Origin of the sequence: Streptomyces sp. NPDC058284 (genome assembly GCF_042881135.1) — a bacterium.
Taxonomy (GTDB): Bacteria; Actinomycetota; Actinomycetes; order Streptomycetales; family Streptomycetaceae; genus Streptomyces.
The window spans coordinates 13,678-32,001 of sequence record NZ_JBHVYE010000049.1 but is presented as its reverse complement, the minus strand read 5'-3'; the positions used below and the strand labels follow the sequence as shown (position 1 = coordinate 32,001).

Here is an 18,324-nt window from a genome sequence, read left to right as displayed (position 1 = left end):
GGAACAACTCCCACAACTCGTCTGGCACCAGCCGCTCAACGATCCCCACCATGACCCACAGAATACCGGTGTATCCAAATGAGATGATCTCTTAGCCCGCCAGCGGGTCTACCGCACCGGGGACCGGGTCCGGCAGCGGCCCGATGGCCAGTACGTGTTCCTGAGCCGCCGTGACGATCAGCTCAACCTCGGCGGTGTCCGCCTGGAGCCGGGGAAGTCGAGTCCGCGGCACTGCGCCTGGACGGTGTCCGAGCAGCCGCGCTCCTCGCCCGGACACCGCACGGCGCGCCCGGCCGGGCCCGGCTGGAGCTGCATGTGGCGGCGGACGACCCGCACGCGGGCCCGCAGCTGCGCCAGCACCTGGCCCACATCCTGCCACCGGCCGCGGTCCCGGCCGTCATTCACGTGCATGCCGCGCTGCCCCGCACCGCCTCGGGAAAGACCGACCGCCGGGCCCTGGCCGAGCTCCCGCTCCCCGGCTCCCCTGCCATCAACCAGTCCGTCGTACCCGCGCTGCCGCCCGCCCTGTGCGCGTGGTGGGCCGAGCTGGCCGGGGCATCGGCACAGAGCGGCGGAGACTTCTTCGCCTGCGGCGGCGACTCGCTGGCCTGATGCAGAGGGGGCCGTACAGACCCGCTATCGGGATCACTCGTCACGACGCAGTGGGGGTGAGGTCAGGGAACGTGAAGGTGAAGGCGCGGCGGCTGGTGGCGAGGTCCCATAGCGGGGCGGTGCCGTCCAAACTACAGGTGGCCAGGGTTTTTCCGTCGGAGCTGAACACCACCTCGACTACGTCGCGGGTACGCCCCTTGAGGGTGGCCCTGGTGCGGGTGGTGGCGAAGTCCAACAAGATGACTGTCCCTCCGTAGGTACCGATGGCCAGGGTCTTGCCATTCAGGCTGAAGGCCACCGCGGCGACACTGCCCCTGGACTCTCCGACGTTGGAGGTGCGCTCGGTGGCTGCATCCCACAACGTCACATCGCCGGCGGAGATAATCGCCAGTGTCTCGCCGTCCGGACTGAACGCCACCGCCAAGGCTGCGCTACCGCCGGTCCCGTCCGTGGCGAGATCGCTGGTGTGGCCGGTGAGCGTTCTGGTGGCGCGGCGAGTGGCCGAGAGGGTCCTCTCCAGGAGGGCCAGCACGTGTGCAATGGCGGCCGTGGGACTGGTGGGTTCGCATGTTGAGGTGTCGCGTATTCCTCGTTGAGGCCGTGCCTGGTGTCACCGTGTGTGGTCGCCGGGGGGGGCGGGCCCAGGTGCCTCCGACCTCGGTGACCAGGCGGGTGGCGGTTTTGTCGTGGTAGCCGAGGGCCTTGGCGATGACGGGAGCCGGGGCCCTGAAGGACGAGTTGGCGGATCGCGGAGGTCCTGCCGCGCTGTCGCGGGACGCCGATCTCCCGCAGGTGGGCTTGGAGACTGCCCGGATTCATGGGGGCGGAATCGGCGATTGTGCTCCCCTACCGTCCCCATCGCGGTCATCGACGATCCGGCGCTGCCGGAGGCGCTGGCCAAACGCGCGGCTGCCCACGTGGGGCGGCACCTCCACCCCGATGCTCCTGGCCCGCTCCCGCCACGCCTCCGTCCCTCCTGGAGCGGTATGCCTGCCCCGGCGTTGACGCGGTCGCCCGGCACGTCGCCCAGCGTGACCCCGCCGCCCGACGGAAGCGGAAGCGCTGACACCTCAAGATCATCATATTGCCGGGCATGTCTGCCCGTCACAGCGTCATCCACCGGATGGGTGCAGGGCTCGACGCGCCGTGAGCCGCACTGACACAGATCGTCAACTGATTGATTCTCACGGGGCTGGTCGCTGTCCCGGTCCTGCGAAAGGGTTCCAAGAAGGCGGCAGTGCGGCATTTGCGCACTCGATCTGTTGCCGCGCCGAGTGTTCAGGCACGTCCACGAGAGAAGGAAACACACCCCCTATGCGCGCCCTTGTGGTCGATCACAGTGAGGCCGGGCCCATCCGGTTCGCCGATGTCGATGAGCCCGTCCCGTCCACCGGTGAGGCGCTGGTGGAGATACGGCACATCGGTCTCAACTTCGGAGAGCTGAATTACGTGCACCAGTGGCCAGCCGGCGCTGTGCACGGTCATGACGCGGCCGGCATCGTGGTGCGCGCCGCATGCGACGGCTCGGGGCCGCCCGAAGGTACGCGCGTCGCCGTGGGAATGGCTCCCCACGCGTGGGCGGAGCGGGTGGCAGTCAGCCCCGCCTCGCTCGGCACCGTCCCCAAGGGCGTGGACCTGGCCGACGCCGCCGCGCTGGGGATCGCCGGGGTCACCGCATTCCGGGTGCTGCGCAAGCGTTCCCTGCTGGCGCGCGACGTGCTGATCACCGGCGCCAGCGGGGGCGTGGGGCACTTCGCCGTCCAACTGGCGGCGCTGGCGGGCGCCCGGGTGACGGCACTCGTCGGTTCGCCGGAGCGGGCCGCTGGACTCCGCGAACTCGGCGCCGACAAGGTCCTGACCGACCTGGCCGAGACCGGGGACCGGTTCGACATCGTCCTGGACACGGTCGGCGGGCCGCTGGTGGCCCAGGCATGGAGTTCCCTCGCCGAGGGCGGCACCATCCACCTGGTCGGTTACTCCTCGGGGCAGGAAACCACGTTCCCGTCAGGGGCCTTGTTCGGCTTCGGTGAGCCCCGCAGCATCGCCACCTACGGCGACATGACGCCGACCGGCGGGGAGCTGACGGACCTGCTGGGCCTGATGGCCGCCGGGAGGCTCTCGGCGCCGGTCGGACTGCGAGGCGACTGGCAGGGCGTGGAGGACGCCGTCCAGGCGCTGTTTGCGCGGAAGGTGCACGGAAAAGTCGTTCTTGACGTGGCCTGACGCTGTGGACGAGGACACATGCGTCGTCGGCCGTTGGCGGCGGTGCACGGCGGTGGACGAGAATGGACCCATGGATGTGCTGGCGGAGGTCTTGCGTGTTTCGGGTGCGCGTGGGGCGCTCGGGGTCATGCTGAAGGCCGGAGGAACCTGGGGCCTGTGGCTGGACTCCTATCCAGGAGCGGCACTGCACGTAGTGTCCCGCGGCACTATGTGGCTCCACGTCACAGGCGAGAAACCTCTTCAGGTGCAGGCCGGAGACGCCGTCCTGGTGTCGCCGGGCACCGCACACGGGATAGCCGGCGGCGCCAACGTGACGATGGGTTCCTGCGACCGTGAGGCGGCGGCCCGGGCTTTTGGCGATGGCCGGGCCCTGCGGCTGGGCTCGGCGCCGGTGCAGACGGAAGTGATCGTCCTACACTATGAGCAGGACCCGGAGGTGCGCACACCGGTGCTTACCTCCCTCGCTCGGCCGATGCACGTCACAGCCCGAGAGAACGCGCAGCTCAGAAGGACCGTCGAGCTTCTCGCTGCCGAGCTCGCACAGCCGCAGATCGGCACCACCGCCGCCATCAACAGCATCGTCGACCTTCTGCTCGTCCAGTTCGTACGCGCCTGGCTGGCCCGCCACCCGCAGGAGCCGTCCGGCTCATGGCTGGGAGCGATGCGTGATCCGGTCGTACGCGACGCTCTGGCATGTGTCCACGCCCAACCGGAACACCCTTGGACCACGCAGACCCTGGCCGCCGCGACGAGCGTCTCCCGGGCGACGCTGTCCCGGCGTTTCCGGTCCGCCCTCGGACAGACGCCGGGCGCGTACGTGACGCAGTGGCGCATCGACCTGGCGTCCGTCCGGCTCCGCGATACCGATGAGCCGGTCGAGTCGATCTCCGGCGCGGTCGGATACGGCTCTCCGCACGCTTTCAGCCGTGCCTTCAGACGTGCCCGAGGCACGGCCCCGGGCGAGTACCGTTCTCGGCTTCGCAAGTGATCCGGGCTCGGGAGAGGTCAGCACCAGTCGGGTGCCGTCCCCCCAGTGCCCACATCAGCACGAGGAATACGCGACACCTCAACATGCGAGCCCACCAGTCCCACGGCCGAAAGCAGGCCTCGTTGCCCGACAACGCACTTGCCTAATGAACGGCCAGGGAGCGAAGGCCAGCCAGCCCGACCCGGGTTTCCGCAGCGGGACGGCAACCCTGAAAGGACAAGATCGCGGGACAGAAGTGCCGTGGCCCACGAACGAGACGGTCGAGAAATCCCAGGTCGGCGCATCGGAATGGGACATTCCAATTTGGAACCTACACCGGGTGTAGGTTCGTAAGACAGATGCCCCTTTCTCATTGCCGGTGGCCCGTGTCCGGCCCATGGGACACCCACGTGAGACAAACGCTGGCAATTTGTCGCGTTGAGGCAGTCAGGTTCTCACCGGGCTCTCGTTCGTGCTGGCGGATTGACTCGTGGCAAAGACCGTCGCGCGTCTACGAGACGGCAGGCCCGTGCCGCTCTCCTGATGAGCGCGGAGCTCGTTCGCTCAGGTGACCCGCGCGGCCACCAGGGTCTCGAAGGTATAGGGCCGCAGCCCATCGGTACGGCCGGCGAAGTACCGCTGCTGGAGGTCTGCACGTGCGGGATGGTCCACGACCTTTAGCCCGCACCGGCTGATCAGCCTATCGATCTCGATTACCGACCAGCCGGGCTGAAGAGGCTCGTCGGCAGAAGCCGCGATCGGCGTGTAGATCCGGGCGAATTCCGTTCCCACGTCGTCCAGCACACAGTCCTCGGCCCGGTAGGAGAACACCACCTCAGACCCGGGAGCAGCCGCCGCGATCGTGCGCAACGTCGACTCGATCGCCTGCGCCGTCAGATAGGGAGCGACACCCGTCCAGCAGAACATCGCCGGCTGCGCCCAGTCGAACCCGGCCGCGCCCAGAACGTCCTGAAGCGGTTCGGCCTCGAAATCAACCGGCACGAACACCTGCGAGTCGCTGAGCGGCAGGCCGAGCACCCTGACCCGATCGAGCTTCCAGGCCTGGGAAGCAGGATGATCAACCTCGAACACCGTCAGCGAGCCGAGCAGATCCGGCTGCCGCCACGCGAACGAGTCAAGCCCCGCGCCAAGAATCACGTACTGCGTGAAGGCGCCAGCAGCCACCCGGTCCTCGGCGTACCGGCTGCGGGTGCAGACAGCCGCGCGGGACTCGCGACGGACCGGGCCGGGGAACAGCGGATCGAACCGGTCTCGCAGCTCCCGCCATACCGGGCGGGCCGACAAGCACCAGGGCCAGCACATCATCCAGTACCCACGGCGACGCCGTCTCCAGGCGAAACAATCCACGCGACACGGCCGCAAACATCGCCGTCCTGCTCGGCGCGCTCTCCATGCATTCCTCCTCGCCGGCCAGAACCCACGCGCGCCCACTATGCGCACTTCACAGGATGCGCCTGAAGCGCCCTGACAGCCACAGGCCTGAGGTGAGAGATTCCCCCGCCCAGCCCAGAACCGGGCAACGAGACGCTCCAAGGGACAAGAGCACGAGACCGATCGGCGTGGCCCTTGGATGAGACGCTCCGAGAACACGCAGACCGCCCTCACGGAATGGGGCATTCCGATTTAGGGCCTACACCGGGGCAGTGCGGCGGGCGCGGAAACGGCGAGGCGACGGCTGACGCTCCCCGCGATCGCCGCCACCTCGTCGCCGTGCCCGGCCTGGGCCAGCGTCGTGGGGTTTGCCCGCTCCAGGAGCATGGCGTACCGGTCGTCGTCCCGCTCGTGCAGCAGGACCGCTCCGCGCCCGCCCCAGACTGTGAGTGCGTCCGGCTCGAACCGGTTCTCGGGATGAGGAAAGGACACCTTCAGCACGGCAGGCTCGGTCGCCTTACGGAGCACCGGGACGACGATCCCGACACCCCCGAACAGCGGTTCACCGTCCACCGTGCAGTCCCACCGCTCGGTCACCTCCCGTACCGTGGCCGGGAGCGGCGAGCCATGCCGAGCCGGCCGGGCCTTCGCGATCCACGGTGACCCGCACGAACGCCTCCGGAAGAACGATCACCAGCGCACCGTCCGGCCGGGGTACGCGGCGCCGTGCCGGTGCGCTGCTCCTACCGGTCGGCCGGTCACCGCCGTGGCCACTGCTGCTCCAGGAAGCACCGGAGTTCCGGGGTGGTCGGCGGGAGGTCGTCCAGGGCGCGCACCCACTGGTGGCGATCGTGCTCGGACAAGGTGACCGGGCCCGGCTTTTGCGGCGTGCAGGCGAAGACGAACTGACGGCTGGTGCGGCCGCGGGCGTTGGTGTAATCGAAGTGGCCCGCGTAGCGGTCGATGGTGATGGTGAGGCCGGTCTCCTCCATGATCTCGCGATGGAGGGCGTCGATGATCGACTCGCCTCTCTCCAGTCGACCGGCCGAGGTCTCCCAGGTGCCGCCGAGGTAGTCGTCCGGATTGCGGCGGACGACCAGGAGGCGCTCGTCGTGCACGATCAGGCCGCCGGCGACGAGGGTGTGGATGCCGTCGCGGTGGGCCTGGTCTTCGAGTTCGGCGGCGAGACCGCGCAGGGCGGCGTACCGGGCGAGCGGGCTCATCGGGCGGTCCCCGAGGTGGCGTGGGTCGACGAAGGCGAGCGCGCGGCCTTCGGTGAGGGTGAGGGTGTCGGGGTCGCCGTCCCACGTGCCGCGGAAGACGTAGGTGAGGTGCCCGTCGTCGGCGGTGTGGGTGAACAGGTGCGCGAGGTGCACGGCGGCTTCGTCGAGGCCGACCTCTTCGTGGACCTCGCGCACGATGGTGCCGCGCGGGCCTGCATCGGAGGCCTCTGGCTTGCCGCCGTTGGGTGACCAGCTGTCCGGCCAGCAGGTTCCCGGGCTGTCGCCTCGCAGGTACATCAGGAGATGTCCGCTCCGGTTGGCGATCAGGGCCAAGGTGCCGTAGCTGTACGGAGGTTGGCGTGGCGTGAAGAGCTCCAGGACGCGATTGGTGTCCTGGCGGGTGGTCGGGTGCAGCGGGACCCGGTCGAAGTCGTCACGCGGGATGAAGGCGAGCTTCCGGCCTTCGGTGAGGGTCAGGGTGTCGGGGTCGCCGTCCCAGACGCCGTGGAAGACGTGGCGGGGATAGCCGTTGGTGTGGGTGGAGAACAGGAGTGTCAGCCGGATGTTCTCCAGGCCGGTCTCCTCGCGCAGCTCCCGGCACACGGTGGCGTGCGGGTCGGGGTCGTGGGGCTCGGCGCCGCCGCTCATCGGCGCCCAGGTACCCGGCGCCCAAATGCCCGGTTTGCCGTCGCGCAGGTGCATCAGCACGCCACCGCGTGCCGGGCCCGTGATCACGACGACGGCGCAGTACGGGTCCTCGTCCGCGGGGCGGTCCTCGCGCGGCAGGCCCAGGCTCGCCAGGACCCGGGCGCGCAGCACGGGGTCGCCGATTTCCGAGGGCGAGCACCATTGCGCCGCGCCGACCTCTTCGGCCTGCAGCGTCAGGGCGACCGGTCCGCGGACACGGAGCAGGAAGCGGACGTCGTAATGCACGTGGGCAGGCTCGTCCTTGTCCGGCCGGGCCTCGATCAGGTGAACGTCGATGCGCACGGGCGCGCCATCGCCGAACGCCTCCAGCCCTGTGAGGCCGGTCTCTTCAACGATCTCACGCAGGGCGGCCTGCCGAACCGTGCGGTCCGAGTCCTCCGGGTGACCGCTGGGCTGGATGCGGCGTCCTGAGGCGAGGTGGTGGATGAGCAGACGTCGTCGGCAACGTTGATGACGACGCCCGAGGTGGTGACGTGGCCGTCGAACGCCCGCCTGTCGGTCACGTTGGCGCCAGCGGCGAGCCGGTCCACGAGCGGCTGAAGCAGCGGCTGCTCGTCGCGGTGCCTGCGCAGGTAGTCGGCGACGAGGTCCTGGAGGTGCTGGGCGGGGATGGGCATGGCTCTCCTGGTGACCTCGTGCGCGACGCAGCCCCACAGGGGGTGCAGCGGGGAGACGGCGCGTTCGAACGTAGCGGCCAGTCCGTGGACGCGGGCACGGATCGCGAGAACACCACCCGGGCGTGCCGACCACGTCGAAGGTGCCGATGCTAGCCGCCGTCGCGACCGTCCAGAGGCGTAACGCTCCGGGTACTCACCCGGCCGCGCATCAGATCGCGCCACTCTCGCGGGCGCCGGATTCCGGGCCGGGCCGAAGAGTTCAAGAATCCTTTCTCCTGACATCACACCAGGTCAGAACCCTTCGTTTCGCGGCCGGCGGCCGGCGGCAGGGGAGGCCAGGGATGACCGGATCACGGTACTGGTGGCCGCGGATTGTCAGTGGCGTGGGCGAGGGTCCGTCCGCAGAGCACAGCCACACCACACCGAAGGAGACGGGTGCTGTCGACGCGTCATGCAATCCGCCGCTCGGGCTGTCGGCCCGCCGCCTTCCCCGTACGTGTGAATCGAACGAAGCGAGAGCAGGCGCCCACGCAGACGGCGCTTGCCCTCCGCGTCCCGGCCTCGAACCTTCACTCGACTCGTCGCCCGCGGCCGCCCGTAGCGGCCCTGTAATCAGGTCCGTTGTCCGGGTGCTCCCCATTCCGAACCGAGGAGAAACCATGAATCCCGTCCGCTTGGCCACCCTTCACCTTGCTCTTGAGAACCCTCCTGCTGCGGCCGCCGAGACTCTTGCGCATCGGCGGCCCGTCGATGCCCGCCGCGCCCTGTTCGCCGCAGCATCACGACCGTCATCGGGGTGGGGGGCATGACCAACCCGACCACTCCACCCCCCGCCCTGCTCGCGTGGGCCAGCCGCGAACTCGGCGCCCGTCCCGCCGCCAAGGACGTCAGCCATCCGCGCGAGACCTCCCGCGTCTGGCGGCTCGACCTGCCCGAGGCGGCCCGCTTCTACCTGAAGATCTCCCCCAAGGCCGTGATGTACGAGCGCGAGACGCTCGCACTCCGAAGTGCTGCACCAGCCCTCGGCGCTGGCGGCGCGCCGCAGCTGCGCGCCGCCAGCGCGGAGCATCTGGCACTGCTGCTGACCGCCGTCCCAGGACGGCCGCTCAAGCAGTTGCAGCTCTCGCCGGTGGAGGAAGCCCGCGCGCACCGCAACGGCGGCGCCCTACTGGCTCGCCTCCACGCGGCCGGTGATCTGTCCGGTTCTCGACGGGCCGAGGCGGAGCAGGCTCTGCAGGCCGCAGCCGACGGCGCCGAGGGGCACCTGGCGGCGGCCGGGGACCGGCTGACCTCGCCGGAGCACAAGCTCGTGCGCCAGCTGGCCGAGGAGCTGCGGAACTTGCCGCCGCTGTCGCTCGCGTACATCCACGGCGACGCGTGGGACCGCAACCTCATGTGGTCGACCGCCCGGCAGCAAGCCGGATGGATCGACTTCGAGAGGTCCCGGGCCGCGACCGCCGTGCAGGACTTCGTACTGATGGCCTGCTCCACCTGGACCGATCGGCCCGACCTGCGCGCCGCGTGCCTTCAGGGCTACGGACGCAACCTCACAGTCGAGGAGCAACACGCCCTGACGTGCCTGGCGGCGATCGACGCGGTGAGCTGTTTGGTCTGGGGTCCGACGCTCGACGACCCTCATGTCACCGCACGCGGACAGCGCACCCTGGACCGGCTGATGGCGGGGGTGTTCGCATGACCGCACCGCACAACCGGGCCGACGCAGCAACTATCGGTGACGAGGCGGCGTCCCTCCCGGCCGCGCGGACGGGCGCTCCGCAGCCCTCGGCACCCCCGGAGCTCGACTACAACGGGCGCAAGCACCGGCGGGCGATGGACGACGCCACCTTGTGGGACATGGCCCGCCGCATCCCCGCGGCCCTGACCCAGACGGCCCGCCTGGCCTGGAGCGTCGACCGGCGCATGGCCCTGACGATCGTCGTGTGCCAGCTGCTGTCCGGCATCGGCACGGCGGTGATGCTCACGGCCGTCGCGAAGGCCCTGCCGCAGCTGATGGTCGACGACCCCCGCCAGGGCCTGGACCATGCGTGGCCAGCGCTGACCGTCGCCGTCGCCGCGATGGCCACCGGCGCGTCCATGTGGATCCTCGCGGACTGGGCGACCCGACGCCTGAATCCGCAGATCGCCTCGGCAGCGGATCTGCAGCTCGTGGATCTCCACATGCGTGCCGAACTCGCCGCCTACGACGCGGAAGGGTTCGGCGACCGGAGCCAGGCGGCGGAGATCGGCGCGCTGCGCGCCGTCGACCTCGCCGATGACGCCAAGACCCTCACCAACGGGCTCATCCAGCTCGCCTCCGCGGCCCTGGTGCTCACCACCTTGCACCCCCTGCTCCTCGGCGTGCTGCTGCTGTCCGTCGTCCCCCGCGGACTCGGCGGCGTGATCGCCGCCCGGGTCGACTACCGCGTCCACGACCAGACCATCTCCGCCCGCAATGTCCGCGGCATGATGCGCTGGTGGCTGACCACGGCCGAGCTCGCCGACGAGCTCCGCGCCAACACCATGCGCGGCTACCTGCACTTCTGGTACCGGTCCATGTGTGACCGGGTCGAGATGAGGGAGGTCGCCGGGGCCCGCCCGTACCTGCGGATCACGCTGCTGGCCGCCTCGCTCGGCGGCCTGTTCACCCTCGGCATGTGGGCCTCGCTCGCGGGCCTGGTCCTCGCCGGGGCCATGACGACCGCGATCGCAGGCACCGCGATCGTCGCCTCCCAGACCGCCGGCCGCGCCCTGAACTCGATCATCCGCTACTCGACGGTCATGTTCCACCACGGCCTCTACCTCTCCGACTACTACGACTTCATCGACGAGGTCCGCGCCATGACCACAACCCGTGGCACCGCGCGGGCCAAGCCCCCGCAGCAGATCCGCCTCGAAGGCGCCTCCTACACCTACCCGAGCAAGGAGACCCCGTCCGTACAGCCGATCACCCTCACCCTCAACCGCGGCGAAGTCGTTGCCCTCGTCGGAGAAAATGGGGCCGGAAAATCCACTCTAATTCGCATGCTCACGGGCCTCACGGTCCCCACGTCCGGCAAAGCGTTCTGGGACGAAACCGACCTGGCAACCGCCGACGCGGAGACGGTGTGGCAACACGTCGGTCTGGTCCCGCAGAAGAACGGACATTGGCCGCTCGCGGCCCGCGAGAACGTCACGCTCGGCCAGCCCCGCGAGTACGGCGATCAACGGATCTGGGATGCAGTCGAGCGAGTTGGGATGACCACGGCCCTGCGTGAGCTCCCCGAAGGGCTGGAAACGTTGCTCGCCCGATCAGTGTGGGGCGGACACGAGCTGTCCGGTGGTCAGTGGCAGAGGTTGGCCTGCGCGCGAGCGATGTACAGGGAGCCGGCCGTGCTCGTCTTGGACGAGCCGACCAGTGAGATGGACGCCCGAGGAGAGCACCAGATTTTCAGGGAGCTGCGGGCCATGGCCTCGGACCGGATCACCGTGGTGGTCACCCATCGCCTCGACAACGTCCGGATGGCCGACCGGGTGATCGTCCTCGACCAGGGGCGCATCCGGGAGCAGGGATCCTTCGCTGAACTCGTCGCGACCGAGGGGAGTTTGCTCGGCGAACTGTACGCCCTCGCCCAGGACCGCTGACCAGCGGCCCCCAGCTCTAAAGGGTGTTGCAGAACGGCAATCACGTTCGGATCCGGCCACCAACCGCAAGGTCAACTGCCCGATTCTGCTCCCGTTTTCGCCGATCTGAGTGACACCGCGGAACGGTCGCGAAAGATCGTTCGGTCGTTCTGCAACACCCTTTAGAAGCCGTGTCACATCTTCGCTGTGAGTCATCAGGGCCGGCCAGGCAGCGGGAACAGGTGCTCCGTTGGGCAACCCCGTGTCAGGCTTCGTGCTCTGTAGCCCTGTTCCGGTTCGCGCATTTTTTGAGCCGTCGTCAGCGCCGCACAGTACGATCCTGCGCGTGAAGAGCGCCGGCTTAGATGATGCACAGTTGAACCGGCTGTGGGGAGCCGTTTGCGCCTTCGCCGGGATCTTCTTTCTCCTGTGGGTGCTGTCTTTTATCAATGCGACTGTGCTCAATGAGGACCTGCAAAATCGCTGCGGTGATCTGCACACGGCCCGCTTCCCCTTCGAGAAGTCGTGTACGCACGAGGACGGCACCGTCGAGGGCGCGAACGGCTTGGTCTTCGAAGGTATCTTCTTCGGCTCGATGGCTGCTTCAGCGGTATGTCTCGGAGCTGCGCTCGTGATCGAGAGCGTTCGGAGGAAGTAGTGCATGGCCCGCACCGCGGAGGGCTGTTGTCGCGTGCGTCAGGTGCCGCGTCTGTGGGCATTGCCAGCAGTGGCTGTGCGAGCGGATTCGGGAGGCACCCCATGGCAGCAGTCCGCAGAGCATGGACAACGACACGGACTTGAGTACCTCGGTCCGGCATCTCACGATCAGATCTGATCGGTCACAGGGGGGCCTGGGCGAGCCGGACGGTCCAGGGCTGGAGACGGACCCGTAGGGGTGAGGCCGGTGGGGGTGGCTGGGCCTTGGGCTCATGCCAGGCGGCCACGGGCTTGGTGAGGCGGCGGGACATCAGGGCCATGACGCTCCAAGCCAGGTGCGCTTCAGCATGTTGGGGAAGCGTTTCGTAGTCGCGGCAGTTTCGGCGGGACCTCATGATCCACGAAATGGATCTTTCGACCACCCAGCGCTTCGGCAGCAATACGAAGCCTTTGGTCTTGGGCCGGTTGACGGTCTTGAGGGTGAACCGGAGTCGGTCCCTTGCCCAGGTGACTAGCTCACCGCCGTAGGCAGAATCGGCCCAGACGAGGGTGACTTCGGGGTGGGTCAGGCGCAGGCGGAAGAGGAAGTCGCGGGCTGCGTGGGCGTCGTGGACGTTGGCAGGCGTGACCATCATCACCGGCAGGCCGCGTGTGTCCATGGCCAGGTGGCGCTTCCTGCCCGTCGCCTTTTTCCCGGCGTCATAGCCCGTCGTCGACTTCGAGACGGTGGCGTCGGCCTTGATGGTCTGGGAGTCGACCACCACGGTCACCGACCGTGGGTTCTTGCCCTCCCGCAGGCGGACCTGTTCGTGCAACTCGGCGCAGATACGGGCTGTGACGCCGGCGGCGTGCCACTTCTGAAACCACCGGTAGACCGTGCGCCACGGAACGGCGTAGTCGAAGGGAACCGCGCTTGCCACTGACAGCCAGTCCGATTGACGTAGCGGATCGCGTTGAACACAGAACGCCGGTCGTACTTCTCCGGCCTTCCGCCGGTCGGCAGAGTGCAGGAGGGCGGCGGGAGCAGGGGCTCGATGAGTACCCACTCCGCGTCGCTCATGTCGGACGGATAGCGGTGTTCTCGCACGTGAGTGGTGTCCTATCGTTCCATGCGGGTGAGGACTTCGAGGGTGGCTTTGACGCCTCCGAGCTGTTGCAGGACCAGTCGGACCCACTCGTCCGTAGGCTCGCGCTTGGCGTGCGGGGCGATGATCCCGGTGATGACGTTGGTGATCCGGTGTAATTCGGTGGTGAAGATCGCCCGCTCGTAGGCCAGCCAGACCTCTGGGTCCTCCGACAGCTGGAATCCTTCGGAGCGCGAGTGCGTCACCGGCGGAAGTCCTTCGTTGGCGGCGACCTTGCGCAGGAACCTGATACCGGCCCAGACCTGGGAGGGCGTGCGCTTGGTCGACCGGCACAACTGGGCCAGACTGGCCCCCGCCGGCCGGGCCTCACTCAGTGCTTTGCGTACCGCCTCACCGTGGTTGTGGGCGGGCATTCCCCGCCCGGACATGCCTACTGGCCTCGCAGCAACTGGGCGAGGGCCTCGTCCAGATCGGTGCGGCCCGTGCTGACCGCGGTCTCGATCCAGTCGGCCGTAGCGCGCAGCTTCTTTAGCGTGGTCCCGACCTGGGCATGCTGCCGTTCGTTGAACTCCTGCCCGCGCAGCTTGGGCACCAGCCGGGCAGCGCCGGCGATGAAGCCCTGGCAGACGGCGATGAGATCGGCGAACTCCATCTGCCGGTGCCACCCGCGCACGACCGTGGCCGGGTCGTCGAACCGTTCGCCCTCATCTTCGCCTTCGCCGTCGCGGGCCAGGACGTCACGGAACTCCTCGTCGAAGTCGTCGTCTTCGTCAGCCTGCTCGAACTGGATCTCATTGACCATGTAGCGGGCATCGGAGTCCCGCATGGCCACGAAGGCCACCTCGCGGCGCTTGAGCAGGGCAGCCACGACTTGGCAGGCCACCGCCTCGTCCTGGACCAGGTCGGCGACGGCTTCGACCTTCTCCTGCACAGTGACCAGTGCGGAGGTCTTCCAGCCCACCGCGCGCTTCGCGGCGTCGCCGTCCCAGGCCCGGCGCCCGGTGCGCTCATTCAACGGCGGATGTGCGATCACCTCGAACGAGTCCTCCGCCGAGGCCAGGATCTTGTGGACCTCCCAGGAGACCCCGGCAATCCGACGCTCGGCAGGCCATTTCGCGGCCACCCAGCGATAAGTCCGCACCGTCGCCGCCGACAGGCCCACGTCTTCCGCGAAGAACTTCAGCACTTCCTCCACGCGCTGTCCCTGTTCGGGGACCCACAGATGACCACCCCACCCGCGCAGCGGTTCGATCTCCAGTGCGGCATCTCCCAGGGCCCATTGGGCGCTGGAGTGGACTTCAACTTGGCGGAGCGAGGAGGCCACCAGCTCGTGGTAGCGGCTCCCTGCAACGTTCCCGATCACGGTCACGGCGGATCACCACCCACCGGCGGGACGAAGATGCGGCACATCGCCGACGACACGGGCTCCGCCCTGCCATTACTGGCACAGTCCGCTCCCGCCAAGCCAGATCATCAGCAGCGACTGGTGAACGCCCTACTGGACGCATGATCAGCCTTCTTGACAGTCAGCTCAGCCTGCACCTGTCACCTCAGCGACCGAACCTGACCGACGCCTCAACTTCCGTCACTCTCGGTAGATGTGACACGGCTTCTGAGCTCGACGCCTCGTACCAGAGCATCGCGGTCTCGCGGTCGTCCGTCGCCAGGACCGCCCGCATCGGCGGCCCCACGTGCTGTAGCACCTCCAGCAGCAAGGCCCGGCATTCCAGGTAGGGGCGGGGTCGGACATCCCCGAGTTCAGGGCGGGCCAGGATGTCCCACGCCGAAGCGCGCGGGTTCGCACAATCTTGCAGGAGGCAATCCGGGAACACGTCTCCCGAGCCGGTTCTGCTTACCTTATGGATGCGGGTTCGGCTGCCCCTGTCGCACGACCCGAGGTGAGTCCACGCCGTTCGGACCGTGTACATCGCTCGGCCTTCGCTATATCAAGCGCAAGTCTCGGCCGTGCTGGGCCGCTTCACTACTGCCGCCCCGACGACAGCGGCTGGCAGCTGCTCGGCGCTATGTGCCAAGGACAGAACTGACCTGGGAGGGATCACGATGAGCAGAGTCTCATTTTCCGGGGAGGCGAAGGTGCAACAGCGCGCTGTCCGAGTGCAGCGAGCCGAGTGTGGCGGCGCTGGTAGACCGTAACCCGGCGGCCGCGTTCGTCGGTTTCAGAGCAGCGGACGAAGTGCGCCTGCAGGATGCGCTGTTTGGCCCGGTCGCGATCAGTGGTGATGGATGGTGCGCTGCTGTCGCTGACGACGACGATGCGGCGTGCGGCCATCATAGAGTCCGATATTTGTTGCGGGGTGCCTTCCGTGCCGTTCAAGGTTCCGGACTCCAGCGGGTTGCGGAGTAGTGCCAGATCTTCGATTCCGGTGAAATCTGTGGGTGAGACAAGTGCGGTGTCACGGCGTGCAGCGGGGATGTACAGCACCACGTCGCCTGTTTCGCGGACCGCAGCGACGTCTTCGGCTGTGGACAGTACATCGTCGACTCGGCCGGCCGCGGACCGCAGCGACATTTCGACGGGAAGCAGTGCGAGAAAGATGAGGGCCATGACCGTGGGGATCAGCCAGTGAGGCGGTGTACGCGGGTGGCAAGCAAGCGTCCGGCACGCTGCGCCGATGAGGAGGGCGAGCCCGAGGTGGCTGAACAGGACGTAGCGGGTCAGGTATAGGGGGTGGACGAGGGAGACGGCGAGCAGCACGAGTTGCGGAAGTGCGAGCAAGGGCAGGGCGATCGCGGTGAGCGAGAGCCTGGCATCGGAGGGCGTGCGCTGGTTCCCTCTTGAGCGTGCGAGCCATGCGCAGAGCGCGCCCACGAGCAGTGTGAGGAGCAGGCCGAGGAACGTGCTCTGGCTGATCGGCGGGATCCAGGCGACCTGCCCCGACTGTGCCGTGCTCGCCAGGATGAGGGGCAGCGTGGCGATCACGGCGGTGGACGAGGCGACTGCCCATCGCAGGAGGGTTGCTCTGGGCAGGCGAGCCAGGGCAACCGTCACCGCGTGGGCGAACAGCACCAGAAGTGAGAACCAGTTGAGCAGGGCTCCCGTCAACACCGCCGCACTGTACGCGGTCCAGTGTCCAACACCGGGTCTCTCGACCGCGACAACCAGCAGCCAACTGGCCAAGGCCACACAGGCCACGACCAGAGCATACGAACGCCCTTCCTGCGCATACTGCTGTACCGCTGGGATCAGAGAGAGGGCGAAGCCCGCAGCAAGCCCCGTCCACCTGTCGGCCAGTCGGGCACCCAGAAGCGTAACGAGAGCGGCGGCACCCGCCATTGCCATAACGGAGGGCATCCGTAGGGTGCCGAGGTTGTCTCCGAAGACGGTGAACATACCGTGCATGAACAGGTAGTAGAGCCCGTGGACGACATCGATCCGGTCCAGCATGTGCCAGATTTCGGGGACGGTTCTGTGGGCCACCTGCCATGTCGCCGCCTCGTCGCGCCACATGCTGTCCTCGCGCCGGATCCCCCACAGACCATGGAGAAGGGCGAGTGCTGCCGGAGCGGCAGCGTCGCTGATTGTTTTGGGCATGGCAGTATCCCGGCTCGGCGTGACGGAGGTGGTGAGTGGATCGCCAGGCATCCGCCGGGCGATCCTGATCACCTGCAGCACGCTAGGCGTCGGGAGGGATCAGGGGCGTCACCTGCGGTGACGACTCAGGGTGTCCATCGTGGGAGCTGCAAGGGGCACGGATTCGGCCGCTGGATGTAGTCCTTGAGTACCGACCGGGAACGCAAGACCACCAGCTCTGAGCGGGTCCGCGGCTATTCACACGGGTTGCAGGTGGTAGTTCTCCGTTCGGCCTGGTGCGGGGTCTCGTCGGCCGGGGGCTCATCGGATGGGCGGAAGTGCCTTGTCGGGGTGGACTGTCTGGAGGTAGCGGACGGCAGTGGACGGGTGGATTCCGAGAAGGCGGACCACCTGGACCGGGTCGGCGCTGGTGCGTACTTCGTTCAGGACCCGGTCTCTCCACAGCCTGCTCATGGAGATGCCGACTTGGTCGAACGGGGCGCGCAGGACGCAGTAGCTGAGCGGGGGTGTCTCGGGGTGGTGGGCGCTGTGGGTGGTGATCAGCAGGTGGGGGTTGGGTGAGGCGGGCCAGCGGCGGGTGCGTTCGGTGAGCCAGTCGGTCAGGAGACTGTGAGTGAGGCGGTCGAGGTAGAGGGTGTGGGTGCGCTCGCCTCCGCGTCTTCCTCACCCACACACGCCACTGACCAGCACCATCCGCAACCCCAAGCTCCCAGAGAGCGCAGCCGCCTATAGACGCACCACCACACCTACGAGAAACCCAAGATCAATCCCACACAACTACCGGACCACAGGCCAAGCCCTCGAACAACCAAACCGAACACGCCCCCAGACCACGCTCATCCCACCCGACCGCAACTCCTTCAGCCGTCCCGAATCCCACACCCAAAGACGAAACATCAGACCAAAGCAGCCCAACCACCTGGAGATCACTACTCCGTCACAGCGGTAGATGTAGCAGTCGCCAGGTGGAGGCAGCGAGTGGGATCGCGGCCCAGGTGATCAGCGCTTCGCTCGCGTACTTTCAAGACTGGCACAGCTGCCGGTAGGGGCCTTCGGGGAGAAACCTGTTCCAGGCGGCTGGGGACAGCGAAGCCCTGGCGCGTGCGCACACCGTGCCGACGGCTCGGTCCGGGTCGATGTCGTACTTCTGCCACGGCACGTGTTCACCGGCGGCGTACAGTGTGCCGCCGTCCGGGCTGAAGGCCAGGGACAGGATGCGGTCGCCCGGAGTGGGCAGGGCGGGGCCGAGGGGTTGCTGGGAGGTCACGTCCCACAGCCGCAGGGTGCCCTGGTTCCCGGCGAGGGCGAGGGTGGTGCCGTCGGCGATGGTCATGGTGTTGCTGACGGCGGCCTTGGCACCGGCTTCCTCCCAGCCGCGGGAATCGTGCCGGTTGCCCGGCAGTGGTCGGCCAACCACAACGACCCGGCGGGTATCGGCGTCGATGACCACCACCCTGGGCCTGCGCACCACCCAGGCCATCGGAGCATGCCTGCTCCTCCTGCCTCCCATACGCCTCGCCCTCACACCAATTCGCGCCCTGCGCCTCGCACCTGCCCCCCCTGACCGAGCCCGCCCCGACAGGGTCCGCACGCCCATGCCCCTTGACAAGAACGCTCTACATATCAGGAATCAGCCAGGCGGCCGGGCCGGTGCGGACACAGCCACGGGCTCCGGCTCCGGCTCCGG

General features: G+C 68.1%; 13 protein-coding genes and 4 pseudogenes. 6 read left to right on the top strand and 11 right to left on the bottom strand.

Going from position 1 to position 18,324, the window contains the following annotated elements; genetic code table 11:
- Positions 1 to 225 precede the first annotated feature (225 nt).
- A pseudogene (locus ACFVYR_RS36740) lies at positions 226 to 612 on the top strand (hypothetical protein); the annotation flags it as partial.
- A gap of 40 nt (positions 613 to 652) precedes the next feature.
- Here ACFVYR_RS36740 and ACFVYR_RS36735 read toward each other — a convergent pair.
- On the bottom strand, positions 653 to 1,144 hold the full coding sequence (locus ACFVYR_RS36735) for a WD40 repeat domain-containing protein (protein ID WP_384262544.1): 492 nt from the start codon (positions 1,142 to 1,144) through the stop codon (positions 653 to 655).
- A 782-nt stretch (positions 1,145 to 1,926) separates the two neighbouring features.
- Here ACFVYR_RS36735 and ACFVYR_RS36730 point away from each other — a divergent pair.
- Both ACFVYR_RS36730 and ACFVYR_RS36725 read left to right on the top strand, forming a co-directional pair.
- Positions 1,927 to 2,835 carry a zinc-binding dehydrogenase gene (locus tag ACFVYR_RS36730; protein ID WP_384262547.1) on the top strand — a complete coding sequence of 303 codons (909 nt, stop codon included), beginning with the start codon at positions 1,927 to 1,929 and terminating at the stop codon, positions 2,833 to 2,835.
- A gap of 70 nt (positions 2,836 to 2,905) precedes the next feature.
- On the top strand, positions 2,906 to 3,823 hold the full coding sequence (locus ACFVYR_RS36725) for a cupin domain-containing protein (protein ID WP_384262549.1): 918 nt from the start codon (positions 2,906 to 2,908) through the stop codon (positions 3,821 to 3,823).
- A 543-nt stretch (positions 3,824 to 4,366) separates the two neighbouring features.
- Here the strand turns inward: ACFVYR_RS36725 and ACFVYR_RS36720 are convergent.
- From ACFVYR_RS36720 to ACFVYR_RS36705, 4 genes and pseudogenes are all read right to left on the bottom strand, one after another.
- Positions 4,367 to 5,125: a class I SAM-dependent methyltransferase gene (locus tag ACFVYR_RS36720; protein WP_389613853.1), complete on the bottom strand. Its 759-nt coding sequence runs from the start codon at positions 5,123 to 5,125 to the stop codon at positions 4,367 to 4,369.
- Positions 5,126 to 5,452: 327 nt separating this feature from the next.
- Positions 5,453 to 5,888: pseudogene (locus ACFVYR_RS36715) on the bottom strand (aminoglycoside phosphotransferase family protein); the annotation flags it as partial.
- Between the two features lie 64 nt (positions 5,889 to 5,952).
- Positions 5,953 to 7,461: an NUDIX domain-containing protein gene (locus ACFVYR_RS36710; RefSeq protein WP_389613850.1), complete on the bottom strand. Its 1,509-nt coding sequence runs from the start codon at positions 7,459 to 7,461 to the stop codon at positions 5,953 to 5,955.
- Entirely contained in the window at positions 7,386 to 7,742 is a 357-nt protein-coding gene (locus ACFVYR_RS36705) for a hypothetical protein (protein ID WP_384262604.1), read from the bottom strand. The genes ACFVYR_RS36710 and ACFVYR_RS36705 overlap by 76 nt, the downstream gene beginning before the upstream one ends.
- An 805-nt stretch (positions 7,743 to 8,547) precedes the next feature.
- Here ACFVYR_RS36705 and ACFVYR_RS36700 point away from each other — a divergent pair.
- The 3 genes from ACFVYR_RS36700 (at position 8,548) to ACFVYR_RS36690 (ending at position 12,000) form a co-directional block, all read left to right on the top strand.
- Positions 8,548 to 9,438: a phosphotransferase gene (locus ACFVYR_RS36700; RefSeq protein ID WP_389613845.1), complete on the top strand. Its 891-nt coding sequence runs from the start codon at positions 8,548 to 8,550 to the stop codon at positions 9,436 to 9,438.
- On the top strand, positions 9,435 to 11,363 hold the full coding sequence (locus ACFVYR_RS36695; protein WP_384262555.1) for an ATP-binding cassette domain-containing protein: 1,929 nt from the start codon (positions 9,435 to 9,437) through the stop codon (positions 11,361 to 11,363). Before ACFVYR_RS36700 ends, ACFVYR_RS36695 begins: the two co-directional genes overlap by 4 nt.
- Positions 11,364 to 11,688: 325 nt before the next feature.
- Positions 11,689 to 12,000: a hypothetical protein gene (locus ACFVYR_RS36690; protein WP_384262557.1), complete on the top strand. Its 312-nt coding sequence runs from the start codon at positions 11,689 to 11,691 to the stop codon at positions 11,998 to 12,000.
- Between the two features lie 181 nt (positions 12,001 to 12,181).
- On the opposite strand, the gene ACFVYR_RS36685 is transcribed toward ACFVYR_RS36690, so the two are convergent.
- The 6 genes and pseudogenes from ACFVYR_RS36685 to ACFVYR_RS36660 form a co-directional block, all read right to left on the bottom strand.
- A complete protein-coding gene (locus ACFVYR_RS36685) occupies positions 12,182 to 12,919 on the bottom strand; it encodes an IS5 family transposase (RefSeq protein ID WP_384262560.1) in 738 nt (245 codons plus the stop codon).
- Between the two features lie 41 nt (positions 12,920 to 12,960).
- A pseudogene (locus ACFVYR_RS36680) lies at positions 12,961 to 13,059 on the bottom strand (IS5/IS1182 family transposase); the annotation flags it as partial.
- A 39-nt stretch (positions 13,060 to 13,098) separates the two neighbouring features.
- Positions 13,099 to 13,512, bottom strand: a complete 414-nt coding sequence (locus ACFVYR_RS36675) for a hypothetical protein (protein ID WP_384262562.1) — start codon at positions 13,510 to 13,512, stop codon at positions 13,099 to 13,101.
- 2 nt (positions 13,513 to 13,514) lie between these two features.
- Complete coding sequence (locus ACFVYR_RS36670) at positions 13,515 to 14,453, bottom strand: DUF6192 family protein (protein WP_384262565.1); 939 nt, start codon at positions 14,451 to 14,453, stop codon at positions 13,515 to 13,517.
- A gap of 687 nt (positions 14,454 to 15,140) precedes the next feature.
- Positions 15,141 to 16,709: a glycosyltransferase family 39 protein gene (locus ACFVYR_RS36665; RefSeq protein ID WP_384262567.1), complete on the bottom strand. Its 1,569-nt coding sequence runs from the start codon at positions 16,707 to 16,709 to the stop codon at positions 15,141 to 15,143.
- Between the two features lie 1,243 nt (positions 16,710 to 17,952).
- A pseudogene (locus ACFVYR_RS36660) lies at positions 17,953 to 18,087 on the bottom strand (IS5/IS1182 family transposase); the annotation flags it as partial.
- Positions 18,088 to 18,324: the final 237 nt, after the last annotated feature.

What these genes read in the sequence shown, in the direction of transcription:
- ACFVYR_RS36705 (WP_384262604.1), bottom strand. Translation starts at nt 7,742, where the DNA reads ATGCCCATCCCCGCCCAGCACCTCCAGGACCTCGTCGCCGACTACCTG.
- ACFVYR_RS36695 (WP_384262555.1), top strand. Translation starts at nt 9,435, where the DNA reads ATGACCGCACCGCACAACCGGGCCGACGCAGCAACTATCGGTGACGAG.
- ACFVYR_RS36720 (WP_389613853.1), bottom strand. Translation starts at nt 5,125, where the DNA reads ATGTGCTGGCCCTGGTGCTTGTCGGCCCGCCCGGTATGGCGGGAGCTG.
- ACFVYR_RS36725 (WP_384262549.1), top strand. Translation starts at nt 2,906, where the DNA reads ATGGATGTGCTGGCGGAGGTCTTGCGTGTTTCGGGTGCGCGTGGGGCG.
- ACFVYR_RS36730 (WP_384262547.1), top strand. Translation starts at nt 1,927, where the DNA reads ATGCGCGCCCTTGTGGTCGATCACAGTGAGGCCGGGCCCATCCGGTTC.
- ACFVYR_RS36700 (WP_389613845.1), top strand. Translation starts at nt 8,548, where the DNA reads ATGACCAACCCGACCACTCCACCCCCCGCCCTGCTCGCGTGGGCCAGC.
- ACFVYR_RS36675 (WP_384262562.1), bottom strand. Translation starts at nt 13,512, where the DNA reads ATGTCCGGGCGGGGAATGCCCGCCCACAACCACGGTGAGGCGGTACGC.